Origin of the sequence: Intrasporangium sp. (assembly GCF_040414665.1) — a bacterium.
In the GTDB taxonomy this organism is placed as follows: domain Bacteria; phylum Actinomycetota; class Actinomycetes; order Actinomycetales; family Dermatophilaceae; genus Intrasporangium.
This window is the reverse complement of record NZ_JBEDUL010000145.1, coordinates 1-20,733: the sequence shown is the minus strand read 5'-3', so window position 1 is coordinate 20,733 and position 20,733 is coordinate 1. Positions and strand designations below refer to the sequence as shown.

Sequence of the window (20,733 nt, the reverse complement as noted above, 5' to 3'; positions counted from 1 at the left end):
CGAGACGGTTCCCGGTGGGTGCTGACCACGGCTCGGCCAACCTAGACTTCCCGCCATGGACCCAGCCCCGAAGGCGACGCGTCGGCTCGTCATCCGAGAGCACCACGGTGATCGCTTCGAGGACGGCTACGCCTGGATGGCGGGCCGTGACGACCCTGCCCTGCTCGAGTACCTCACGGCCGAGAACGCCCATGCCGAGGTCGCCACCGCCCACCTGAAACCACTGGCGGACACGATCTACGAGGAGTTCCGTTCCCGGATCCACGAGACCGACCTGTCGGTACCGGTCCGCCACGACCGCTGGTGGTACTACTCGCGGACTGCCGAGGGCGAGCAGTACCCGGTCGACGCCCGCGTGAGGCTCGCCGAGCACCCTCACCGGCCGACCCTCGACGGGGACTCCGCACCAGCCGGGGAGGAGCTGCTCCTCGACCAGAATGCCGAGGCGCAGGGGCATGACTTCTTCGCAGTCGCTGGGTGCGAGGTCTCTCCGGAGGGAGACCTGCTCGCGTACGCGGCCGACCTCGCCGGCGATGAACGCTACGACGTCCGGGTGCGGCGGATCGCGTCGGGTGAGCTGCTCGACGACGCAGTCCTGCAGACTGGCGGCTCGCTGGCCTGGTCGCTGGACGGCCGGCAGCTGTTCTACACCCGGGTGGATGCCGCTTGGCGGCCCCACCAGGTCTGGCGTCATGAGGTCGGCACGCCGGCCGATGCGGACGTCCTCGTCCACGACGAGCCCGACGAGCGCTTCTTCGTCGGGGTGAGCGCCTCCCGTGACGACCGGCTCATCATCATCGGCATTGGCTCGAAGACGACGAACGAGTACCGCATCCTCGACGCCGCCGAGCCTTTGGGGACGCCGCGCATCGTGGCCGAGCGGCGTCAGGGCGTCGAGTACGACATCGAGCCCATCGGCGACCAGCTCCTCATCGTGCACAACGCGCGCCGCACCAACTTCGAGGTCGCAGCCAGCCCGGTCACGTCCACGAGCCACGAGGACTGGATGCCGTTGAACGTGACGACGGAGGACGAGTACGTCATCGGCGTCGACGCCTTCGACGACTTCGTCGCCATCTCGCTCCGCAGGGACGGCGGCACCGCGGTGCGCATTGTCATGCGAGACCCGGCGAGCGCTACGGGGCTCGGAGACGCACATGACGTCCAGGCCGGGGAGCCCCTGCACACGATCCGGGTCGGTGCCAACCCGGAGACCGCGACCCGGACCATCCAGCTCGTGTGGCAGTCGCTCGTCACGCCGCAGACCGTCATCGACTACGACGTGTTCGCGCGGACCTCCACGGTGCTCAAGCGCCAAGAGGTCCGGGGTGGCCACGACCCGGCCGACTACGTGCAGCGCCGGGAGTGGGCGATTGCACCGGACGGGACGCGGGTCCCGCTGTCGCTGGTGCACCACCGCGACACGCGTCTCGACGGCACCGCCCCAGGGCTGCTCCACGGCTACGGTGCTTACGGCATCCCGAGCGACCCGTGGTTCTCCGTGCTGCGCCTGTCGCTGCTCGAGAGGGGCTGGGTCTTCGCCATCGCCCACGTCCGTGGCGGGTCCGAGATGGGCCGGTCCTGGTACGACGACGGCAAGCTCGAGCACAAGGGCAACACGTTCACCGACTTCGTCGCCTGCGCCGACCACCTGCGAGAGCGAGGTCTCGTCCACCCGGACCACCTTGCCGCAGAGGGCGGTTCGGCCGGCGGCCTGCTCATGGGCGTGGTTGCCAACGAGGCGGCGGACCGGTTCAGCTTCATTCACGCCTCGGTGCCCTTCGTCGACGCCCTGACGACGGTCCTCGACCCGGCCCTGCCGCTCACGGTCATCGAGTGGGAGGAATGGGGCAACCCACTCGAGGATCCGCAGGCCTACGCGCGCATGCGGTCCTACAGCCCGTACGAGAACGTCCGGGCCCAGCGATACCCGGCCCTTCTCGTCACGACGTCGCTGAACGACACCCGGGTCTACGTCACGGAGCCGGCCAAGTGGGTCGCGGCCCTGCGCGAGGCGACTCGCGAGCTCCCCGAGGCCCGGCCCATCATCTTCCGCACAGAGCTGGCCGCCGGCCATGGTGGCCAGTCGGGTCGGTACGACACCTGGCACCAGTGGGCTTGGGAGACCGCCGTGCTCATCGACCTCACCTGAGCGCCCCGTCCAAGCGAATGTGCAGTACGCGCCGCTCTGGTCGGGAGCGATGACGGGACCACACGCGGTCAAACCGGTTCCCACGCATGAGGCGCAGCACCTCGTCCCGTCATTCATCCCCCCGGGCGCGGAGTGCACAGTCGACGAGGGCCCAGCGCGGCTGGAACTGAGACGCGGCGTCCCGCTCTGTGGACGACTCCTAGAATTGGGCCATGCTGTCCACCCTCGACCTGCGCGGACGCACCCTCGACGTGCGCTTCCTGCGCGGGGCGCTGCCCCGAGCCGAGTTCGACGTCACGGCCGCCCTGGAGCAGGTGCGGCCGATCTGCGAGGACGTGGAGCATCGGGGGGCGCAGGCGTTGCGTGACCTCGGGGAGCGGTTCGACGGAGTCCGTCCGGAGCACCTTCGCGTGCCGGTCGAGATCGTGCGGGCGGCCCTTGACCAGCTGGCCCCGGAGCTGCGGGCCGCGCTCGAGGAGTCGATCAGGCGGGCCCGCATCGTCCACGCGGACCAGCGCCGCACCGACACGACGACGGAGGTCGTCCAGGGTGGGACCGTCACCGAGCGCTGGGTCCCGGTCGACCGGGTCGGGCTCTACGTTCCCGGTGGGCTCGCGGTCTACCCCAGCAGCGTTGTCATGAACGTCGTGCCCGCCCAGCTGGCCGGTGTGGGTTCCCTCGCCGTGACGTCGCCGCCGCAGCGGGAGAACACCGGCGTCTTCTCCGGGTACCCGAACCCGACCATCCTGGCCACCTGCGCGCTCCTCGGTGTCGACGAGGTGTACGCCGTCGGCGGAGCACAGGCGGTCGCGATGTTCGCCTTCGGCTTCGTCGACGACGGGGAGGTCCGCGACGGCGTGCCCGTGACCTGCGAGCCGGCGTCGATGGTCACCGGACCGGGCAACATCTGGGTCGTCGCGGCCAAGCGGCTCCTCAAGGGACTCATCGGCATCGATGCCGAGGCCGGACCAACCGAGATCGCCATCCTCGCCGACGAGACCGCCGATGCCGAGCACGTCGCTGCGGACCTCATCAGCCAGGCCGAGCACGATCCGCTCGCCGCGTCGGTGCTCGTCACAGACAGTGAGGAGCTTGCCGAAGCCGTCGACCAGGCACTTGCTCGCCGGGTCCCTGCGACGAAGCACGCCGACCGAGTAGCAGCAGCTTTGCGCGGCAGGCAGTCCCGTGTCGTGCTCGTGGACGACATGGACGCCGGTCTCGCCGTCGTCAACGCCTATGCCGCCGAGCACCTCGAGATCCAGACCCGAGAGGCTCGCGCCGTGGCCGGGGGAGTCCGCAACGCCGGAGCCGTCTTCGTCGGCCCGTACGCCCCGGTGAGCCTCGGTGACTACGCAGCGGGGTCCAACCACGTGCTGCCCACGGCCGGCTGCGCCAGCCACTCGAGCGGCCTGTCGGTCCAGTCCTTCCTGCGAGGCATCCACGTCGTCGAGTACGACGAGGCAGCCCTGCGCGACGTCGCGAGCCACGTCGTGACCCTTGCCCAGGCCGAGGACCTGCCAGCGCACGGTGAGGCCGTGACGGCTCGGTTCGGCGACGAGGTGCCCCAGTGAGCGACTCCTCGACGGCAAGCTGGGCCAGCGTCGAGGTGGACCGGCTGCTGCGGCCCGACCTGCGCGGGCGCACGGCCTACGGCGCCCCCCAGCTGGACGTCCCCGTGTGCCTCAACACCAACGAGAGCTCCTACCCCGTCCCCGACGTCGTGGTCCGTGCCGCCCTCGATGCTCTCGAGGACGACCTCGTCGGTCTCAACCGCTACCCCGACCGCGAGTTCACCGACCTGCGCAAGGCCCTGACCGCCTACCTCGAGAGGCAAGCCGGCGTCGCGGTCACCCCCGAGCAGCTCTGGGCGGGCAACGGCTCCAACGAGGTCCTCGCACACCTCGTCCAGGCGTTCGGCGGGCCCGGGCGCACCGCACTCGGTTTCACGCCGAGCTACTCGATGCACCCCATCATCACCGAGACGCTCGGCACGACGTGGGTCGACGGCCTCCGCGAGCCGGAGACCTTTGGGCTCACGGCCCAGGCGGCTGCGGCACAGGCTCGTCAGCACGACCCGTCGATCGTCTTCCTCTGCTCGCCGAACAATCCCACCGGCACCGCGCTGCCGTTCGAGGTCATCGGCGGCGTCCTTGCCGCGGCTCCCAACGCCGTGGTCGTCGTCGACGAGGCCTACGCGGAGTTCGCCCGGCCGGGCACGCCGAGCGCCCTGTCGTTGCTCGCCGGCAACCCGCGGCTGGTCGTGACCCGAACGATGAGCAAGGCGTTCGCCTTCGCGGGCGGTCGTCTCGGCTACCTCGTCGCCTCGGCCGAACTCGTCGATGCGCTTCGGCTCGTGCGGCTGCCCTACCACCTGTCCACCCCGACCCAGACGATCGCCCGCGTCGCGCTCGAGCACGCCGAGCTGATGCTGTCCACCGTCGCTGCGATCAAGGCCCAGCGAGACCGGATCGTCACGGAGCTCGCAGCGCTGGGAGCGACCCCCGTGCCGAGCGACTCGAACTTCGTCCTCTTCGGCGGGCTGCCCGACGAGAAGGCGACGTGGCAGGCGCTCCTCGACCGCGGCATCCTCGTCCGCGACGTCGGCATCCGTCACCACCTGCGAGTCACGGCCGGCACGGTCGAGGAGACGACCCAGTTCCTCGCCGCCATGGCGGAGCTGGCGCCGACCCATGTGGGGCCACTCGCCACCCCGAGCACCGTCGACCCCCTACCCTTCGAGACCGCCGAGGACGATGCATGACACCAGGCAACCGGACAGCCACGATCGCCCGGACGACCAAGGAGTCGTCCATCGAGCTGACCCTCGACCTCGACGGAACGGGGGAGTCCGACATCTCGACCGGAGTCCCGTTCTACGACCACATGCTCGCCTCCCTGGCCAAGCACTCCCTCATCGATCTCAGCGTCAAGGCGACCGGCGACATCGACGTCGACGTCCACCACACCGTCGAGGACACCGCCATCGTCCTCGGTCAGGCGGTGCGTGAGGCACTGGGGGACAAGGCGGGCATCTCCCGCTTCGGCGATGCCACCGTCCCGCTCGACGAGGCGCTGGTCCACGCCGTCGTCGACGTCGCAGGCCGACCCTACGTCGTCCACCAGGGTGAGCCGGAGGGCCAGCAGTACGTCCTCATCGGCGGGCACTTCACCGGCTCGATGACCCGCCACGTCCTCGAGTCGTTCGCACTCAACGCCGGCCTGTGCCTGCACGTCCGGGTCCTCGCCGGTCGAGACCCCCACCACATCGTCGAGGCGCAGTTCAAGGCAGTCGCCCGCGCCCTGCGAGCGGCCATCGCGCGGGACGAACGGGTCATCGGCATTCCGAGCGCCAAGGGGGCGCTCTGAGCATGTCGACGCCACCCCGCGTCGTGGTCCTCGACTACGGCAGCGGCAACGTGCGCTCCGCCGTGCGCGCCCTCGAGCGCGTCGGCGCAGCGGTGGACCTCACGGCCGACCCGCGCGCCGCGCTGGAGTGCGACGGGCTGTTCGTTCCGGGCGTCGGCAACTTTCATGCCTGCATGACCGGCCTCCGCGCCGCGCACGGTCCGCGCGTCATCGGCCGCCGGCTCAGCGGGGGCCGACCGGTGCTTGGCGTCTGCGTCGGCATGCAGGTTCTGTTCGACGGCTCGGCGGAGCCGTCGGATCGCCCGGAGCCCGGCCTGTCCGAGTGGCCTGGCAGCGTCGAGCGGCTTCACGCTCCGATCGTCCCGCACATGGGCTGGTCGGAGGTCCGGGTCGGCGAGCGGTCCCGGCTCTTCGCTGGCGTCGAGGCCGAGCGCTTCTACTTCGTGCACTCCTATGCGGTCCTGGCATGGGAGCTCGAGGCGACCGGAGCCTTCGCCGCAGTGGCGCCCATCGTCAGCTGGGCCGAGCACGGCGTCCCGTTCGTCGCCTCCGTCGAGAACGGCCCGCTGAGCGCCACGCAGTTCCACCCCGAGAAGTCGGGAGAGGCCGGGCTGCACCTGCTCGAGAACTGGGTGCGGTCGCTGTGACCGACATGCGGACGGATCATGGGGCGGGGTGGAGGTCAGCGGGCAGGGAGCCGGCTCGACCGTGCACGCCAGCCCAGCGGCATACGGATCCCACGAACTCTACTGAACCACAAGGAGACCCGACGTGACAGAACACCGCCGTCTGGAGCTGCTCCCGGCCGTCGACATCGCCGGTGGGCAGGCCGTGCAGCTCGTGCAGGGGATCGCCGGAAGCGGCGGACGGTTCGGCGACCCGTGGGAGGCGGCCACGGCGTGGCAGGACCAGGGCGCCGAGTGGATTCATCTCGTCGATCTGGACGCCGCCTTCGGCCGAGGCAACAACCGGGCCCTCATCGACTCGATCGTCGGACGGCTCGACATCTCGGTGGAGCTCTCCGGGGGCATCCGCGACGCCGAGTCGCTCGACGCGGCGCTCGCGACGGGCTGCCGGAGGGTCAACATCGGCACCGCCGCGCTGGAGGATCCGGAATGGACCCGTCGGATCATCGGTGAGCACGGCGACCGGGTCGCCATCGGCCTCGACGTACGCGGGACCACGTTGGCTGCGCGGGGCTGGACCCGCGAGGGCGGCGACCTCTGGGAGACGCTCGACCGCCTCGACCGGGAAGGCTGTGCGCGTTACGTCGTCACCGACGTGAACAAGGACGGCATGCTCCAGGGTCCCAACGTCGATCTGCTCCGACGGGTGTGTGACCGGACCGACCGGCCGGTCGTCGCCTCGGGCGGTGTCTCGACGCTCGAGGACATCCGGGTGCTTCGCGGCCTCGCTGCCGACGGAGTCGAGGGTGCCATCATCGGGTCGGCCCTGTACCGGGGTGCCTTCACCCTCCCGGACGCCCTGGACGTGGCCGGACGGCCCGAGCGGTGACCAATCCCTTCGCGCACGTCGACGACGAGGGACGGCCCTCCGACTCCGTCGGCCAGGCCTGGGCGGGCAAGACGATTCCCACCCCCGGATTCTCCGACGACCGCGGTGAGGCGGATCCTGGCCTGATCGACGCACTCCTGGCCAGTGGCGCCGAGCCCACGCCGGAGGCGGAGACCGAGCTGATGACCCGCGTCGCGGCGGCCCGATGGCTGGTGCCCGTGGTGGCCGTGCCGTCCGAGGTCGAGGAGCACGGCGGGCTCGTCACCGACACGCGCAGCGACATGGCGGCGGTGACCCTGACCGCGCCGGACGGCCGGCGCGCCCTGCCGATGTTCAGCAGCCTCCAGACGCTCGCCGCCTGGGACCCCGCCGCGCGGCCCGTCCCGGTTCGGGCGGCCGCTGCTGCCCAGGCCGCGATCTCGGAGTCGTGCGACGTGCTGGTCGTCGACGTCTCGTCCCCGCATGCGGCGGTGCTCCGCTCGAGCATGCTGTGGTCCCTGGCGCAGGAGCAGGCCTGGGTTCCCGCCCATCTCGACGACCAGGTCGCACGGGCCGTCCGCATGGCGGTGGGGCAGGAACCGCTCGTCAGCGGCCATCGCCTCGAGGCCGGCCAACCCGCCGGAACCGGGGTGCTGCGCGTCGTGCTCCTGCTGCCTCCGGGCCTGGACCAGGCCGTGGTGAGCGGGGTCGCCACCCGGATCGGCGAGCGAATTGCGACGGATGGCGAGACCCGTGCGAGGATCGATTCACTGACGTTCGCCCTCGAAGCCGCCACCTGACTCGTGGCCCGACCTCGGCAGGAGGCCACCGTGAGCGCGACCACCCTCGGTTTCGTCGCCGACCCGGTCCTCGACGCCCAACGTCGCCGCGACCTGCGCCGGATGCGGCTCGTCGCGACCGGCCTGCTCGTCCTCGCCGCGATCGTCTATGTCATCACCCGCGGCCACGACGCGGGCTGGCTCGGCTTCGTGAACGCGGGTGCGGAGGCCTCGATGGTCGGCGCGTGCGCGGACTGGTTCGCCGTCACGGCCCTGTTCCGGCACCCGCTCGGCCTGCCGATCCCGCACACGGCGCTCATCCCACGCAAGAAGGAGATGATCGGGCGCAGCCTCGAGGAGTTCGTCGGCGAGAACTTCCTCCACGAGGAGATCATCCGCGAGCGGGTCCTCGACGCGGAGCCGACCCGGCGCGCAGCCGAGTGGGTCCTCACCGACAACCACGCCAAGCGCCTCGTCGACGAGGTGGCCACCGTCGGCGCCCATGCCCTGCACCGGATCCCCGACAGCGACATCCAGGCCGTCATCGAGCAGGCCGTGCTGCCCCGGCTCATCAAGGAGCCGGTCAGCTCGCTCGCGGGTGGCCTGCTCGAACAGGTCGTGCGCGACGGGTCGCACGCGGGCCTCGTGGACCTCACGCTCGACGAGATGGCGGCGTGGCTCGTCGTCAACGAGGACCTCTTCGAGTCCCTCATCGTCCAGCGCGCCCCGGCGTGGGTCCCGGGAGCCGTGAACGACCTCGTCGCCCGCCGGATCCACACCGAGGCCCTCAAGTGGCTCGCCGACATCCGCAGGGACCCGAGACATGACGTCCGGATCGCGCTCGACAAGCTGCTCACCGATCTCGCGGACAACCTGCAGCACGACCCCGTGACGCAGGAGCGCGCCGAGCGTCTCAAGGAGAGGGTGCTCTCGCACCCGCAGGTGGCGGTGACTGCGATGTCTCTCTGGCAGTCCTTCCGGGCCGTGGCCATCGCCGCGTTGGAGGACGAGGGCGGTCCGGTGCGTCAGCGGGGCATCGAAGAGGTCATCCTGCTCGGCCAGCGGCTGCTGGGGGATCCCGACCTGAGGGCGCGCATCGACGCGAGGATCTGTGATGCGGTGGTCTTCGGCGTGGAGCGCTACGGGAGCGAGCTCACACGGGTCATCAGCCACACGGTGGACCGGTGGGACGGCCGTGAGACGGCCGAGCGGGTCGAGCTGCACGTCGGGCGGGACCTGCAGTTCATCCGGATCAACGGCACGCTCGTCGGCGGGCTCATCGGCGTGCTGATCCACGGGATCTCTGTACTGCTGGGCTAGCCACTCGAGCGAGCAGTGCGCGCCACGGAGGTGTCGCGCACTGCTCGGTCGATGATCGCCGGTCGCGCTCGATCCGGCTCAGCCCGAGCGCTGGTAGGCGCGGAAGGCCTGGGTCGCCAGCGAGCTCATGACGACCGCCAGTGCCGCGAGGGCGCCGAGGCGCGGCCACACGGCTGCCCAGTCCGTCGAGGCCGACAGGGCCTCGCGGCTGACCACGACGGCCCAGTCGAGCGGGTTGTACCTCGCGATGTCCTGCAGCCATGCGGGCGCGAGGTCGGGGTCCATGATGGCCGACGAGAGGAACACGAGCGGCAGGGACAGCAGCTGGCTGATACCGATGAGGGCGTTCTGGTCCCGGGAGAGCAGGGCGACCGCGTTGGACATCGCGGCGAAGACCACCGTGAGCAGCGCGGCCGACAGGAACGTCAGTCCGGTCCCGAGGACCGGACGCTCGAACCTGGCTCCAGCGGCACAGGCGATCACGATGATGACGGCCGTCTGGACGATGGAGACGATGCCCTGGTAGGCGACCGTGCCGTTGATCATCGCCCCCCGGCGCACGGGCGAGGCCAGCAACCGGTCCATCACGCCGAGGTTCATGTCCTCGATGTAGACCGTGCCCGCCCAGGCTGCGGAGAACAGCGCCGTCATGGCCACGACACCCGGGGTGAGGAACTCGAGGTACGAGCGGCCACCGCTGCCGAAGCCGGGGATCTGGACGACCTTCTCGAACAGCGCACCGAACAGGAGCAGCCAGATCGCGGGCTGGATGAGGGTGATGAGGACGAAGGCCGGCTGGCGCAGGAGGGCCGTCAGCGACCGCTTCGTCACCAGGGTTGAGTGAGTCACCAGGGTCGTCATCAGGCCACCGCCTCGAAGGCTCGGCCCGCGTGCCGCAGGTAGACGTCGTCGAGCGAGGGGCGGGCCACCGTCGCCGACGCGACCACGACTCCGGACTGTTCCAGCATCGCGAGGGCCGATGGCACCACCGCTGCCCCATGGTCGGTCCGGGCCCGGACGATCCGGCCCTCGCGCGTGACCTCGCGCAGGTCTGGGTGCCCGGCGAGGCGAGCTGCGGCGAGGTCGGCCGCCGCGGTGTCCGCCAGCTCGACGACGACGCTGTCGCCCCGAAGCTGGCTCTTGAGCAGCTCCGGTGTTCCCTCGGCGACGATCCGGCCCTGATCGACGATGGCGAGCCGGTCGGACAGATGATCCGCCTCGTCGAGGTAGTGCGTGGTGAGCAGGACGGTGACCCGGGTGCCATCCGCCTGCTCGTGACCCGCCGCCATCCGAGCGATCTCGGCCCACATCTGGGCTCGCGCCTCAGGGTCGAGGCCGGTCGTCGGTTCGTCCAGGAACAGCACCGCCGGGCGGTTGACGAGTCCGATCGCGACATCGAGCTTGCGGTTCATGCCGCCGCTGTAGGTCTTGGTCAGGCGGTCCGCGGCGTCCGCGAGGCCGAACCGGTCGAGCAGCTCGTTGGTCCGCCGGCGCGCTGCCCGGCGGTCGAGGCCATGGATCCGAGCGGCCATCTCGAGGCTCTCCCGGCCGGTCATCATCGGGGCAGCCGAGGGCTTCTGAGAGACGAGGCCGATCGAGCGCCGAACCGCGGCGGGGTCCGCGAGGGCGTCGATCCCGGCAACCCGGACCGATCCCGAGTCCGGTTGCGACAAGGTGGCGAGGATCCGCACCGTGGTGGACTTGCCGGCGCCGTTCGGGCCGAGCAGGCCGAAGATCTCTCCGGGCCGGACCCGGAGCGTGAGCTCGTCGAGCGCCCGGATGGGCTCGCGGCGACGTCCGGAGGCAAACGTCTTGACAAGGGCCTGCGCCTCGATCGCACAGGTGTCGTCCGGCGCGGTGGTGCGCTCGGCTGTGATCGCTTCGTGTGGCGCGGCTGGTGAACGGGACATGGTGACTCCTTCACGGACCGTCTGGGTCCTGGTTGGGAGTCGGCCCCGGCGCTGGCCATTAGGCTGCAGGTGGGCCTTGAGCTGTGGTGCCAGCGCGTCTGGGACCGACTCGAGGATCGGCCCCCGGCCAGGCGTTGCCGCGCCCGGCCGGGGGTTCTCTCACCGCTCCTGGGGAGCGGGGTCGTAGGGGCCCTTGTCGGGCTCGAGGATCCGGGCCTCCTCTCCGAGCAGGTCTCCGGCGTGGCTGAGGATCTCCTGCATCGGCATGCCGGCTGCTCGCAGCTCGTGCAGGCGTCGCCAGCTGCTCGTGCCGCCGAGGGTGTCGCTGCGGATGTCGGAGGCGAGCCGGGCCGCGAAGTCTCGCTCGGCGCGCACCATGGTCATCCGGTAGATGGCCTCGATGAGGAAGACGTCCGGGAGTCCGTGTTCGCGCGACCAGTCGAGGGACGACTGGATGCGGCGTTGTTCCAGATCGAGCCGGGCGGTGCGCTCCTCGAGCAGGGCGGCCGTCTCGTCCGGTGGCAGACCGGCCATGAGGGACAGCGCCGACTCGAACGAATCCGGTTCCGAGCCGGGGCTGCGAAGGAGGTCGGCGAGCCAGTCCTCGAACTCCGCTTCGCCCTCCTGGGTAATCGCGTAGATGGTGCGCTCTGGGCGGTTGCCCTCACGGATCCGGTCCTGCTCGACGATGAGGCCGTGCTTCTCGAGGGCTGCGACGACGGAGTAGAGGGATCCGAAGTTGAGCTTGATGCTCTCCTCCTTGCCGCGTTGGCGCAGGGTCGAGGAGATCTCGTAGGGGTGCATGGGTCGCTCGCCCAGGCACGCAAGGACGGCGAGAGCCAAGGGGTTGTTGACTCGCCTGCGGGTCATCGGTCTACCGCCGCTTTCATGAGAACCTCCACTTCAAATACTCGATTCAGAGTACTCGGTGTGGAGGTGGTTTTGGCAACCCTTTTTCGTTGGTCACCGGCGCGGGGCATCGCGGGGGTCCTACCAACGAAGGACCAGGTGTCGTCGGTTGGTGCCGCACGGAACGCGGCTTTCCGACGACGCGGGGCAGGGGTTCGGCCTCCTAGCGTCGAAAGCGTCGGAAAGCAGTCGAGACGCACCACCCCTGGAGTCGCCATGATCCCCGCACCACAACCCGCCGCAGTGCTCACCGCGCGTCCCGCGTACACCGGCGATCGGCCGATCGATGCAGAGCCGAGTCAGCCACCGCAGTACTCGTTCGCCCGGATCCTCTGGACCTGGGCTGCCGCGGCACTACCGATGGCGTTCCTCGCCTGGGTCGTCGCTCCACGGCTGTGGACGGCCTTCGACGGACCGAGCGCGTGGCCGCGTGCCATCATCCTGTGCCTCACCCTGGGGCTCATCTGGCAGTTCGTCCTCGTCGCCGTCCTGGTACGTCGCGAGCAGGGCACCCTGCGATGGAGCGTCGTCAAGGAGGCCCTCTGGCTGCGCGCGCCGCGCAGCCCGCGCACCGGCCGTCGGGGCGGCTGGCTGTGGCTGCTCATCGTGCCCCTCGTGGTCGGCATCGCGGCCAAGGAGCTGCTCGTCACCATCCCGATTCCGGTGCCGGCCGACCGTGATCTCGGGCTGTTCCTCCGCTCGGACGCGGGACGGGACTTCTTCGCGGGCAACTGGACCTGGTTCGCCCTGCTGGTCACGATGTGGGTCTTCAACACCGTCCTCGGAGAAGAGCTGCTCTTCCGCGGGCTGCTCCTGCCCAGGATGCAGCGGGCCTGTGGCCGATGGGACTGGGTCGTCAACGGCCTGCTCTTCACCGCCTACCACCTGCACGTGCCGTGGGCCATGCCGAAGGTCCTGCTCGACACGCTGATCGTCGTCTATCCCTCACGGCGCTACCGCAGCGCCGTCCTCGGCATCGCGGCGCACAGCGTCCAGTCCGTCGTCTTTGCGATCCTCGTGCTCCTCCTCGTCCTCCGGTGAGCGTGCACGGACAGCATCGAGCAGGATGAAGCGCCGGTCGCAGAGCAGCCGGGCGGCCTCCTCCCAGAAGGGAGTCGGCCGCCCGGCCATCGTTCACCTGGTGATCAGACCTTGAGCAGGTCCCGTGCCTTGTCGGGCGGGATGAGGTCATGACGCACGGACTCACGCACGAACGACCCGGTGCCATGGGACACCGACCTGAGGTCGATCGGATAGCGGGACAGCTCCGCGGCGGGAACCTCGGCGTGGACGACCGTCCAGCCCAGCTCTTCTGCAGGCTCGGTGCCGACCACCTGGCCCCGGCGACCCCGCAGGTCGGCCATGACGGCCCCGAGATACTCATCGGCGATGGTGATGTCGACCTTGTCGATCGGCTCGAGGAGGGCGACCGTCGACTCGTTGGCTGCCTCCTTGAGCGCGAGAGCAGCGGCGGTCTGGAAGGCGACGTCGGAGGAGTCCACCGAGTGGGCCTTCCCGTCGACGAGGGTGACCCGCACGTCGACCACGGGGTGGCCGGTGAGCAGACCCTTCTGCAGCTGGGCACGCGCCCCCTTCTCCACGGACGGGATGAACTGGCGCGGCACGGAACCACCGACCACCTTGTCGACGAACTCGAAGCCCGACCCGCGGGGGAGGGGCTCGATCTCGATGGAGCAGACGGCGTACTGGCCGTGGCCGCCGGACTGCTTGACGTGACGCCCCTGCGCCGAGACCTTGCGGACGAACGTCTCGCGGAGCGCGGTCCGGTAGGGCTCCGCGTCGACCGTGACGCCGTAGCGATCCGCCAGTTGTCCGATCAGGTCGTCGACGTGCGCCTGACCCATCGTCCAGAGCACGACCTGGTCGGTCTCGCTGGCATGCTCCATGCGCATCGTCACGTCCTCGGCGACGAGTCGTTGGAGCGCTCCAGCGAGCTTGTCCTCGTCGGACTTGCTCACGGCCCGAATGGCGACGGGCAGCTGCGGCTCCGGGAGCAGCCAGGGCGCGACGACGGCCGGTCGGTCGGCCGACGAGAGCGTGTCCGACGTCTCTGCCCGGGTCAGCTTCGACACGAGGACGATGTCCCCGGCGATCGCGGTCCCTCGAGGGCGGTGGCTGTCGAGGAACGGAGAAGCCAGCGGCCCCACGCGCTCGTCGTCGTCATGGGCCGGATGGCCTGCCACGTCGTGGCCGACGAAGTCGCCGAGGTGCCCCGACACGTGAACGGTGTCGTCGACCCGCAAGGTGCCCGAGAACACCCGCGTCAGCGACAGGCGCCCGACATAGGGATCGGTCGTCGTCCGGACGACCTCGGCCACGAGCGGCGCGTCAGGGTCACACGTCACCCCGGAGATCGCCGCCCCGGCAGGCGACGTGACCGCCGGCAGGGGATGCACCGTCGGGTCGGGGAAGGCCTGCTCGATCAGCGAGAGCAGCTCCTCGACACCCGCACCCGTGGGCGGAGAGACCGGCAGGATCGGGAAGAAGCTGCCTCGGACGATCGCCGTGCGGAGGTCCGAGAGGATCGCCGACGTCTCGATCTGCTCGCCCTCGAGGTAGCGGTCGAGCAGGGTGGCGTCCTCCGACTCCTCGATGACCGACTCGATGAGGGCGTGGCGCGCATCCTGGTGCTCGTCTGTGCCGAGATCATCGTCGGATCCGGTGATGAGGCCGACGACGCCGGTCTGCTGCCCACCGTCCAGCACCGGCCAGTGGGTGGCCTGGGCATCGCCGAAGGTGCGGCGGCAGGTGTCCACCGTGGCGGCGAAGTCGGCACGGGGTTGGTCCAGGTGCGTCACGACGACGGCGCGAGGCATGCCCACCGCGGAGCACTCGCGCCAGAGGAGCGAGACCGGCCGATCGATGTCGTCGGCACCCGAGACGACGAAGATGGCCGCGTCGGCCGCCCGAAGGCCCGCGCGGAGCTCGCCGACGAAGTCGGGGTAGCCGGGGGTGTCCAGGAGGTTGAGCGCCAGTCCATTGGACTCGAACGAGGCGGTGTTGAGGGTCGACGTACGCACGTGCCCGTCGCCCGAAGGGCGCTGCCCCGGGACGCGAGCCGCGACGAGAGCCTCGAAGAGTGCCGTCTTGCCAGCCCCGCCGGGTCCGACGAGCACGACGTTGCGGATGTCCTGCGGCGAGGCGGGGTTGGGGGCCGCAGGAAGGTCTGATCTGCCGGTTTGTCTCGCCATGACCCCACCCAACTCCTCTTGCCCCGAGGTCACAAGGCCTGTGCGCCGGATCGGATGTGATCTGCGAGTCAGGGGACTCCGCGAGGGCTCGGGTGGCCGTCGGGACGGCCCAACCCGCTGACATTCGATATCGAAATTCGGGTGCAGCTGTCGGCACCGAGTGCTTCGCTGGTCTGGTGAACATCGGCGCCTATCGACACGTGCTTGCCATCCGGGACACCCGGCGCATCCTGCTGCTCGGGTTCCTCGTGCGCGTCCCGATGTTCGCCGGCACGGTCATCCTGACCCTGCACGTCGTGTCCTCCCTCGACCGCAGTTATGCCCAGGCGGGTTTCGTCACCGCGGCGGCCACGGTCGCCGTGGCGATCTCCGGACCGTGGCGCGGTCGGCTGCTCGACCGGTTCGGCCTACGGCGCACCGTCGGGCCCTCCATCGTCGTCCAGGTCATCTGCTGGTCCATCGCCCCGTGGGTCGGGTACGCCCCCCTCATCGGGCTGGCCGCCCTGGCCGGCCTGTTCGTCGTACCGACCTTCTCCATCCTGCGCCAGGTGATCCTGCGCTCGACCCCGCTGGCCCAGCGGCGCACCGCCCTGTCGCTCGACTCGGCGGCGACCGAGCTGTCCTTCATGGCGGGCCCCGCCCTGGGCGTCTGGCTCGCCACGTCCTGGAACACCGCCTGGGCCCTGTTCATCTGCGAGATGGCCTCCGCGGCGGCCGGACTCGTGATCTGGCTCGTCAACCCGCCGCTGACCTCGGCCCAGGCGGCACCGCCGGCCGAGGGTGCCGGCGAGTCCGGGCACGCCACTGACGGCGCCGAGCTCACCGAGGCCGTCGAGGTCGTGCGGGCCGACGGTCGTCCACGCCGGGCGATCCGGGGCTTCATCACGATCCCGGTCGCGATGGTCTACGTGGCCGCCGCCGCGTCGACGCTCGTGCTGACCGGCACCGACGTCGGCGTCGTCGCCGCCCTGCGCGAGTTCGAGCGACCCGAGTCGATCGGCTGGGTCCTGGCGCTGTGGGGCGTCGGCTCCCTCGTCGGCGGGCTCCTCTACGGGGCCTGGCACCGGTCGTTCTCCGTCTACTGGCTCCTCGGCGGCCTCGCCCTGCTGACCGCACCTGTCGCGCTCGCCGCGGGCGTCCCGAGCTTCGCCGTGCTCATCACGGTCTGCGGTGTGCTGTGCGCACCGACGATCACCGCGACCGTCGAGCAGCTGAGCCGGCTCGTGCCCGAGCGGTTCCGTGGCGAGATGATGGGGTGGCACGGCTCCGCGATGACCACCGGCTCGGCGATCGGCGCGCCGATCGCCGGTGTCGCCATCGACCACGGCGGCTGGCAGCGAGGGTTCCTCGTCGTGGCCGCGATCGGGCTCCTCGTCGCCGTCATGGGTGCCGTCGTCTCGACCCAGCGGGGCTTCCGCGCCGTCGTGGAGACGCATGGCGGCGCTGGCCGCTCGCCGGCCGACACACCCATCGGTCGATCGCGCGAGGCGTCCGTCGATCCGGAAGTCAATTCGGTCGGAGCGGCTCCGGCTGCTAGTCTTGAGCACTGACCAGTCGTCCTCCCGTGCAAGCGGGCGGGTGACGTGCAAGAGAAGCTCGCTTCCACCCGCGTCGACCAGCAGGTTGCCGGGTTCCAGGTCCGCGCGGAATGCGTCCTCCTCCGGGAGGTGCGGCACCGCGCCGTATGTCGACGAGGCAACTCAGCGGCATACGACCTCCTTGGGCTCCTCGTGCACGCGCGGGGGGCCCTTTCCTTTGCGGTAGGTCGGCTCACAACGTCAACCAGTCATCGAACTTAGGAGCACCACATCAGCGAGCCTCGCATCAACGAGCGCATCCGGGTCCCGGAAGTGCGCTTGGTTGGCCCCAATGGTGAGCAGGTCGGCATCGTGCGCGTCGAGGACGCGCTTCGTCTGGCCGAGGAGGCGAACCTCGACCTCGTCGAGGTGGCCCCCATGGCCAAGCCACCGGTCGCCAAGCTCATGGACTTCGGCAAGTTCAAGTACGAAGCCGCCATGAAGGCACGGGAAGCACGCAAGAACCAGGTCAACACGGTCATCAAGGAGATCAAGCTCCGTCCGAAGATCGACCCCCACGACTACGGCACCAAACGCGGCCACGTCGAGCGGTTCCTCAAGGCCGGTGACAAGGTCAAGGTGACGATCATGTTCCGTGGCCGCGAGCAGTCCAGGCCGGAGCTCGGTCGCCGGCTGCTCGAGCGCCTCGCGGAGGACATCGCCGACCTCGGCTACGTCGAGTCCGCGCCGAAGCAGGACGGTCGAAACATGATCATGGTGATCGGCCCGACGAAGAAGAAGGCAGAGGCCAAGGCCGAGCAGCGCCGAGCCCGCGACCGCAGCGCCGCGGAGACGCGCGCAGCCAACGGGGCCGAGGCGCCGGTCAGGTCCGAGGACCCGGCAGCCACCGCCGCTGAGTGACCCGCCCACCCACACACGTTCCACCCCGGTGGCCCGCCCGCGCGGCGCCACTCCGAGAGTCCACGTACGCACCCGTACGGATGGCACGACACGAAGGAGATCGGCAATCATGCCGAAGATGAAGACGCACAGCGGTGCGAAGAAGCGCTTCCGCCTGACGGGCAAGGGCAAGGTCATGCGCGAGCAGGCCGGTGGCCGCCACCTGCTCGAGCGCAAGTCCTCGCGGTACACCCGCCGGATCGCGAACGACGTCGAGGTCGCCTCGGCCGACGCCAAGAAGGTCAAGAAGCTCCTCGGCAAGTGAGCCGGGACGCCACCCCACCAGCATCGAGCTGACCGGCCGGGGCCTCCCGGTCAGGGCAGCAGCACCGAAGTGTGTTCGAGTAACGAAGGAGTATTCACGTGGCACGCGTGAAGCGGGCGGTCAACGCCCACAAGAAGCGTCGGGTCGTCCTGGAGCGCGCGAGCGGCTACCGCGGTCAGCGGTCGCGTCTCTACCGCAAGGCGAAGGAGCAGGTCACCCACTCGCTCGGCTACGCCTACCGGGACCGTCGCGCGAAGAAGGGCGACTTCCGTCGCCTCTGGATCCAGCGGATCAACGCCGCGGCCCGGGCCAACGGGATGACCTACAACCGGTTCATGCAGGGGCTCAAGGTCGCTGGTGTCGAGGTTGACCGCAAGATCCTCGCCGACCTCGCCGTCAACGACGCGCCGGCGTTCGCCGCCCTCGTCGAGGTGTCGCGCGCCAACGTCCCGGTGGCCGAGAAGGCCACGCAGGACGCAGCGGGCGCCGCCTGAGCGACCCCACCGCAGCAGCCGAGCGCCGGGACGCCCCGTGCTGACCAATCCGCGATCCGATCGCGTGAAGGCAGTCCGGGCGCTGTCCCGGCGCTCCGTGCGTTCTCGCACGGGCCAGTTCCGCGCCGAGGGTCCCCAGGCCGTGCGTGAGGCGGTGCGCTTCGCGCCCGAGCACGTGCGGGACCTCTACGTCACGCCGGAGGCGGCAGACCGACACGGGGACGTCGTCGCAGCAGCCCGCGAGGCGAAGCTGTGGGTGCACGAGGTGACACCCGACGTGCTCGCGGCCATGTGTGATGCCGAGCACCCCCAAGGACTGATGGCGGTATGCCGCTGGGCTCGGCTCTCGCTCTCCGACGCGCTGGGTGCCCTACCGCCCGACCCGCTCGTGTGCGTCCTCGCGCACGTCCGTGACCCGGGCAACGCCGGAACGGTGATCCGGGGGGCGGACGCGGCCGGCGCGGACCTCGTCGTCGTCAGCGACGCCAGTGTCGACGTGCTCGGGCCCAAGGTGGTCCGCTCCACCGTCGGCTCGCTCTGGCACCTGCCGATCGTCACGGAGGTGCCCATCGAGACGATCCTCGAGGGGCTGCGCGCCGTCGGCGTCCGTCTGCTCGCCGCCGACGGAGCCGGTCAGACCCTCCTGCCCGACGCCGATCTTGGCGGACCACACGCCTGGGTCCTGGGGAACGAGGCCTGGGGCCTCGAGGACCAGGTGCGGGACGCCTGCGACGACGTGATCCGCGTACCGATCCACGGGCATGCGGAGTCGCTCAACCTCGCCATGGCGGCGACACTGTGCCTCTACGGATCCGCAGAGGCGCGGCGCCGGCGGCGTCGATCGGGCTGAACGGCACCGCTTTCGCCCCTCCCGCGAGCCGGGATGCGTGGCTATCCTTCGCACCATGGGCTCTGGTGACAATGGCCAGCTGTCGGCCCGGCCTGTCTCACCGGCCTCCGCCACGACCCTCTACGCCCTCGGCGAACTACTGCCGGATGGGCTCGTCGTCGTCACCGGGGACGGCATCATCAGCTTCGTCAACCAGGAGGCGTGCCGCATCCTCGAGTGCACCACCGACGAGCTGATCGGCCGGCCCGTCCGCGAGGTCCTGCCGCTTGCGGACAAGTACGGCCGCGACTGGTGGAAGCGCTCGGACCAGTCGATCTCTCGGACCACCGGGATCCGGCACCGTGAGCGGCTGCTCGTCGGTCCCCACGGACGGGATGTCCTCGTCACCGCGCGGCACATCATCGCGGCGGGCGGATCGAGCCTCGAGCGGATTCTCGTCGGCCTGCGCGATGCGGAGGCCCGCATGCGGGCGGAGCGCGAGCAGGCCACCGTCCTGTCGACGGTTGCCCACGAGCTGCGTGCGCCCCTCACGTCGGTGACCGGCTTCACGAGCAGCCTCCTGCGCCGCTGGGACCGCTTCACCGATGAGCAGAAGCGACTCATGATCGAGACGATCGAAGCGGACGCCAGCCGCCTGACGCGGCTCATCACCGAGCTGCTCGACATCTCGCGTCTCGACTCCGACAACCTCAGCCTGCGCCTGGCTCCCGTGGACCTGCACGACCTGCTCGCCTCCCACGTCGCGCGGCACGAGCTGAGCCGTATCGGCGGGCAGGTCCTGCTGCGGCTCGGGCCGTCGGCGCAGGTGGACGGCGTTCCCGAGCTGTGGGCGGACTCGGACCGCCTCCAGCAGGTGTTCTTCAACCTCATCGAGAACGCGCTGCGGCACGGCGAGGCGCCGGTGACGGTCACGCTGGACCGCGACGGCGAGGAGGGCGACGCGGTCCTCGTCCTCGTCGACGACCAGGGTTCCGGGATCCCCGAGGACGACCGCGAGAAGGTCTTCGGGCGGTTCTGGCGCGGCTCGGACGGGTCCACCACGGGGCTGGGGCTCTATGTCGTGCGCGGCCTCGTCGAGGCCCACGGTGGCACGGTGACGGTCGAGTCCAGTCCCCTCGGTGGGGCGCGGTTCGTCGTCCGACTGCCCGCAGGGGTACCGGACGCGGTCGCGCTGCCCTGACGTCGCTTCCGGAGTTGACGCGGCGCGGCGGGCGGCGTGGACGCGCCGTCGGTGCGCCGCACGGCGCCCCTAGACTGGACCACGCCGCCTCCGCCCATGCCCGGCGTGAGACGCGTCACCCGCCACCTGACCAGAGCAGTCCGAGCGAGAGCAGCGAACGCCGAAGAGATGTCCGGACCCAACACCAACTACGACCCAGTTGAGGTCTCCGCCCTCGCCCCGGAGCAGGTCGAGACCGCTGTCGAGCAGGCTCTGGGTGCCATCGCGGCAGCCGCCTCGCTCGACGACCTGAAGGCCGTCCGCATCGCGCACCAGGGTGAGAAGA

19 protein-coding genes are annotated in these 20,733 nt (G+C 70.3%); 15 read left to right on the top strand and 4 right to left on the bottom strand.

Annotated features, from left to right (window positions below):
* The first annotated feature begins 55 nt into the window (after positions 1–55).
* The 8 genes from ABF401_RS15415 to ABF401_RS15380 all read left to right on the top strand — a co-directional run bounded on the left by ABF401_RS15415 (position 56) and on the right by ABF401_RS15380 (position 9,111).
* Complete coding sequence (locus ABF401_RS15415; RefSeq protein WP_353510454.1) at positions 56–2,152, top strand: S9 family peptidase; 2,097 nt, start codon at positions 56–58, stop codon at positions 2,150–2,152.
* Between the two features lie 212 nt (positions 2,153–2,364).
* Positions 2,365–3,723, top strand: coding sequence for a histidinol dehydrogenase (hisD, locus tag ABF401_RS15410; RefSeq protein ID WP_353510453.1), 1,359 nt, complete (start codon positions 2,365–2,367; stop codon positions 3,721–3,723).
* Complete coding sequence (locus tag ABF401_RS15405) at positions 3,720–4,913, top strand: histidinol-phosphate transaminase (protein WP_353510452.1); 1,194 nt, start codon at positions 3,720–3,722, stop codon at positions 4,911–4,913. The genes hisD and ABF401_RS15405 overlap by 4 nt, the downstream gene beginning before the upstream one ends.
* Positions 4,910–5,518, top strand: coding sequence for an imidazoleglycerol-phosphate dehydratase HisB (gene hisB, locus ABF401_RS15400; protein WP_353510451.1), 609 nt, complete (start codon positions 4,910–4,912; stop codon positions 5,516–5,518). The genes ABF401_RS15405 and hisB overlap by 4 nt, the downstream gene beginning before the upstream one ends.
* A 2-nt stretch (positions 5,519–5,520) precedes the next feature.
* Complete coding sequence (hisH, locus tag ABF401_RS15395) at positions 5,521–6,165, top strand: imidazole glycerol phosphate synthase subunit HisH (RefSeq protein WP_353510450.1); 645 nt, start codon at positions 5,521–5,523, stop codon at positions 6,163–6,165.
* A 124-nt stretch (positions 6,166–6,289) separates the two neighbouring features.
* On the top strand, positions 6,290–7,033 hold the full coding sequence (gene priA / locus ABF401_RS15390; protein ID WP_353510449.1) for a bifunctional 1-(5-phosphoribosyl)-5-((5-phosphoribosylamino)methylideneamino)imidazole-4-carboxamide isomerase/phosphoribosylanthranilate isomerase PriA: 744 nt from the start codon (positions 6,290–6,292) through the stop codon (positions 7,031–7,033).
* A complete protein-coding gene (locus ABF401_RS15385) occupies positions 7,030–7,812 on the top strand; it encodes an SseB family protein (protein WP_353510448.1) in 783 nt (260 codons plus the stop codon). The genes priA and ABF401_RS15385 overlap by 4 nt, the downstream gene beginning before the upstream one ends.
* A gap of 30 nt (positions 7,813–7,842) precedes the next feature.
* On the top strand, positions 7,843–9,111 hold the full coding sequence (locus ABF401_RS15380; protein WP_353510447.1) for a DUF445 domain-containing protein: 1,269 nt from the start codon (positions 7,843–7,845) through the stop codon (positions 9,109–9,111).
* 78 nt (positions 9,112–9,189) lie between these two features.
* Here ABF401_RS15380 and ABF401_RS15375 read toward each other — a convergent pair whose 3' ends face one another.
* The 3 genes from ABF401_RS15375 to ABF401_RS15365 all read right to left on the bottom strand — a co-directional run bounded on the left by ABF401_RS15375 (position 9,190) and on the right by ABF401_RS15365 (position 11,891).
* Positions 9,190–9,972 (bottom strand): ABC transporter permease, encoded by a 783-nt coding sequence (locus tag ABF401_RS15375; RefSeq protein WP_353510446.1) that lies wholly within the window; start codon positions 9,970–9,972, stop codon positions 9,190–9,192.
* Positions 9,972–11,021, bottom strand: a complete 1,050-nt coding sequence (locus ABF401_RS15370; protein ID WP_353510445.1) for an ABC transporter ATP-binding protein — start codon at positions 11,019–11,021, stop codon at positions 9,972–9,974. The genes ABF401_RS15375 and ABF401_RS15370 overlap by 1 nt, the downstream gene beginning before the upstream one ends.
* A gap of 159 nt (positions 11,022–11,180) precedes the next feature.
* Positions 11,181–11,891, bottom strand: coding sequence for a PadR family transcriptional regulator (locus tag ABF401_RS15365; protein ID WP_353510444.1), 711 nt, complete (start codon positions 11,889–11,891; stop codon positions 11,181–11,183).
* Positions 11,892–12,146: 255 nt separating this feature from the next.
* On the opposite strand from ABF401_RS15365, the gene ABF401_RS15360 reads away from it, so the two are divergent.
* Entirely contained in the window at positions 12,147–12,971 is an 825-nt protein-coding gene (locus ABF401_RS15360; protein ID WP_353510443.1) for a CPBP family glutamic-type intramembrane protease, read from the top strand.
* Positions 12,972–13,075: 104 nt separating this feature from the next.
* Here ABF401_RS15360 and ABF401_RS15355 read toward each other — a convergent pair whose 3' ends face one another.
* Entirely contained in the window at positions 13,076–15,142 is a 2,067-nt protein-coding gene (locus ABF401_RS15355) for an elongation factor G-like protein EF-G2 (RefSeq protein WP_353510442.1), read from the bottom strand.
* Between the two features lie 176 nt (positions 15,143–15,318).
* Here ABF401_RS15355 and ABF401_RS15350 point away from each other — a divergent pair, with 176 nt between their 5' ends.
* The 6 genes from ABF401_RS15350 (at position 15,319) to ABF401_RS15325 (ending at position 20,408) form a co-directional block, all read left to right on the top strand.
* Positions 15,319–16,692, top strand: a complete 1,374-nt coding sequence (locus ABF401_RS15350) for an MFS transporter (RefSeq protein WP_353510441.1) — start codon at positions 15,319–15,321, stop codon at positions 16,690–16,692.
* Between the two features lie 300 nt (positions 16,693–16,992).
* Positions 16,993–17,580 carry a translation initiation factor IF-3 gene (gene infC / locus ABF401_RS15345; RefSeq protein WP_502908263.1) on the top strand — a complete coding sequence of 196 codons (588 nt, stop codon included), beginning with the start codon at positions 16,993–16,995 and terminating at the stop codon, positions 17,578–17,580.
* 109 nt (positions 17,581–17,689) lie between these two features.
* On the top strand, positions 17,690–17,884 hold the full coding sequence (gene rpmI, locus ABF401_RS15340; protein WP_353510440.1) for a 50S ribosomal protein L35: 195 nt from the start codon (positions 17,690–17,692) through the stop codon (positions 17,882–17,884).
* A gap of 98 nt (positions 17,885–17,982) precedes the next feature.
* Complete coding sequence (gene rplT / locus ABF401_RS15335) at positions 17,983–18,378, top strand: 50S ribosomal protein L20 (protein WP_353510439.1); 396 nt, start codon at positions 17,983–17,985, stop codon at positions 18,376–18,378.
* Positions 18,379–18,415: 37 nt separating this feature from the next.
* Positions 18,416–19,228: a TrmH family RNA methyltransferase gene (locus ABF401_RS15330; RefSeq protein WP_353510438.1), complete on the top strand. Its 813-nt coding sequence runs from the start codon at positions 18,416–18,418 to the stop codon at positions 19,226–19,228.
* 55 nt (positions 19,229–19,283) lie between these two features.
* On the top strand, positions 19,284–20,408 hold the full coding sequence (locus ABF401_RS15325) for a sensor histidine kinase (RefSeq protein WP_353510437.1): 1,125 nt from the start codon (positions 19,284–19,286) through the stop codon (positions 20,406–20,408).
* Positions 20,409–20,733 lie beyond the last annotated feature (325 nt).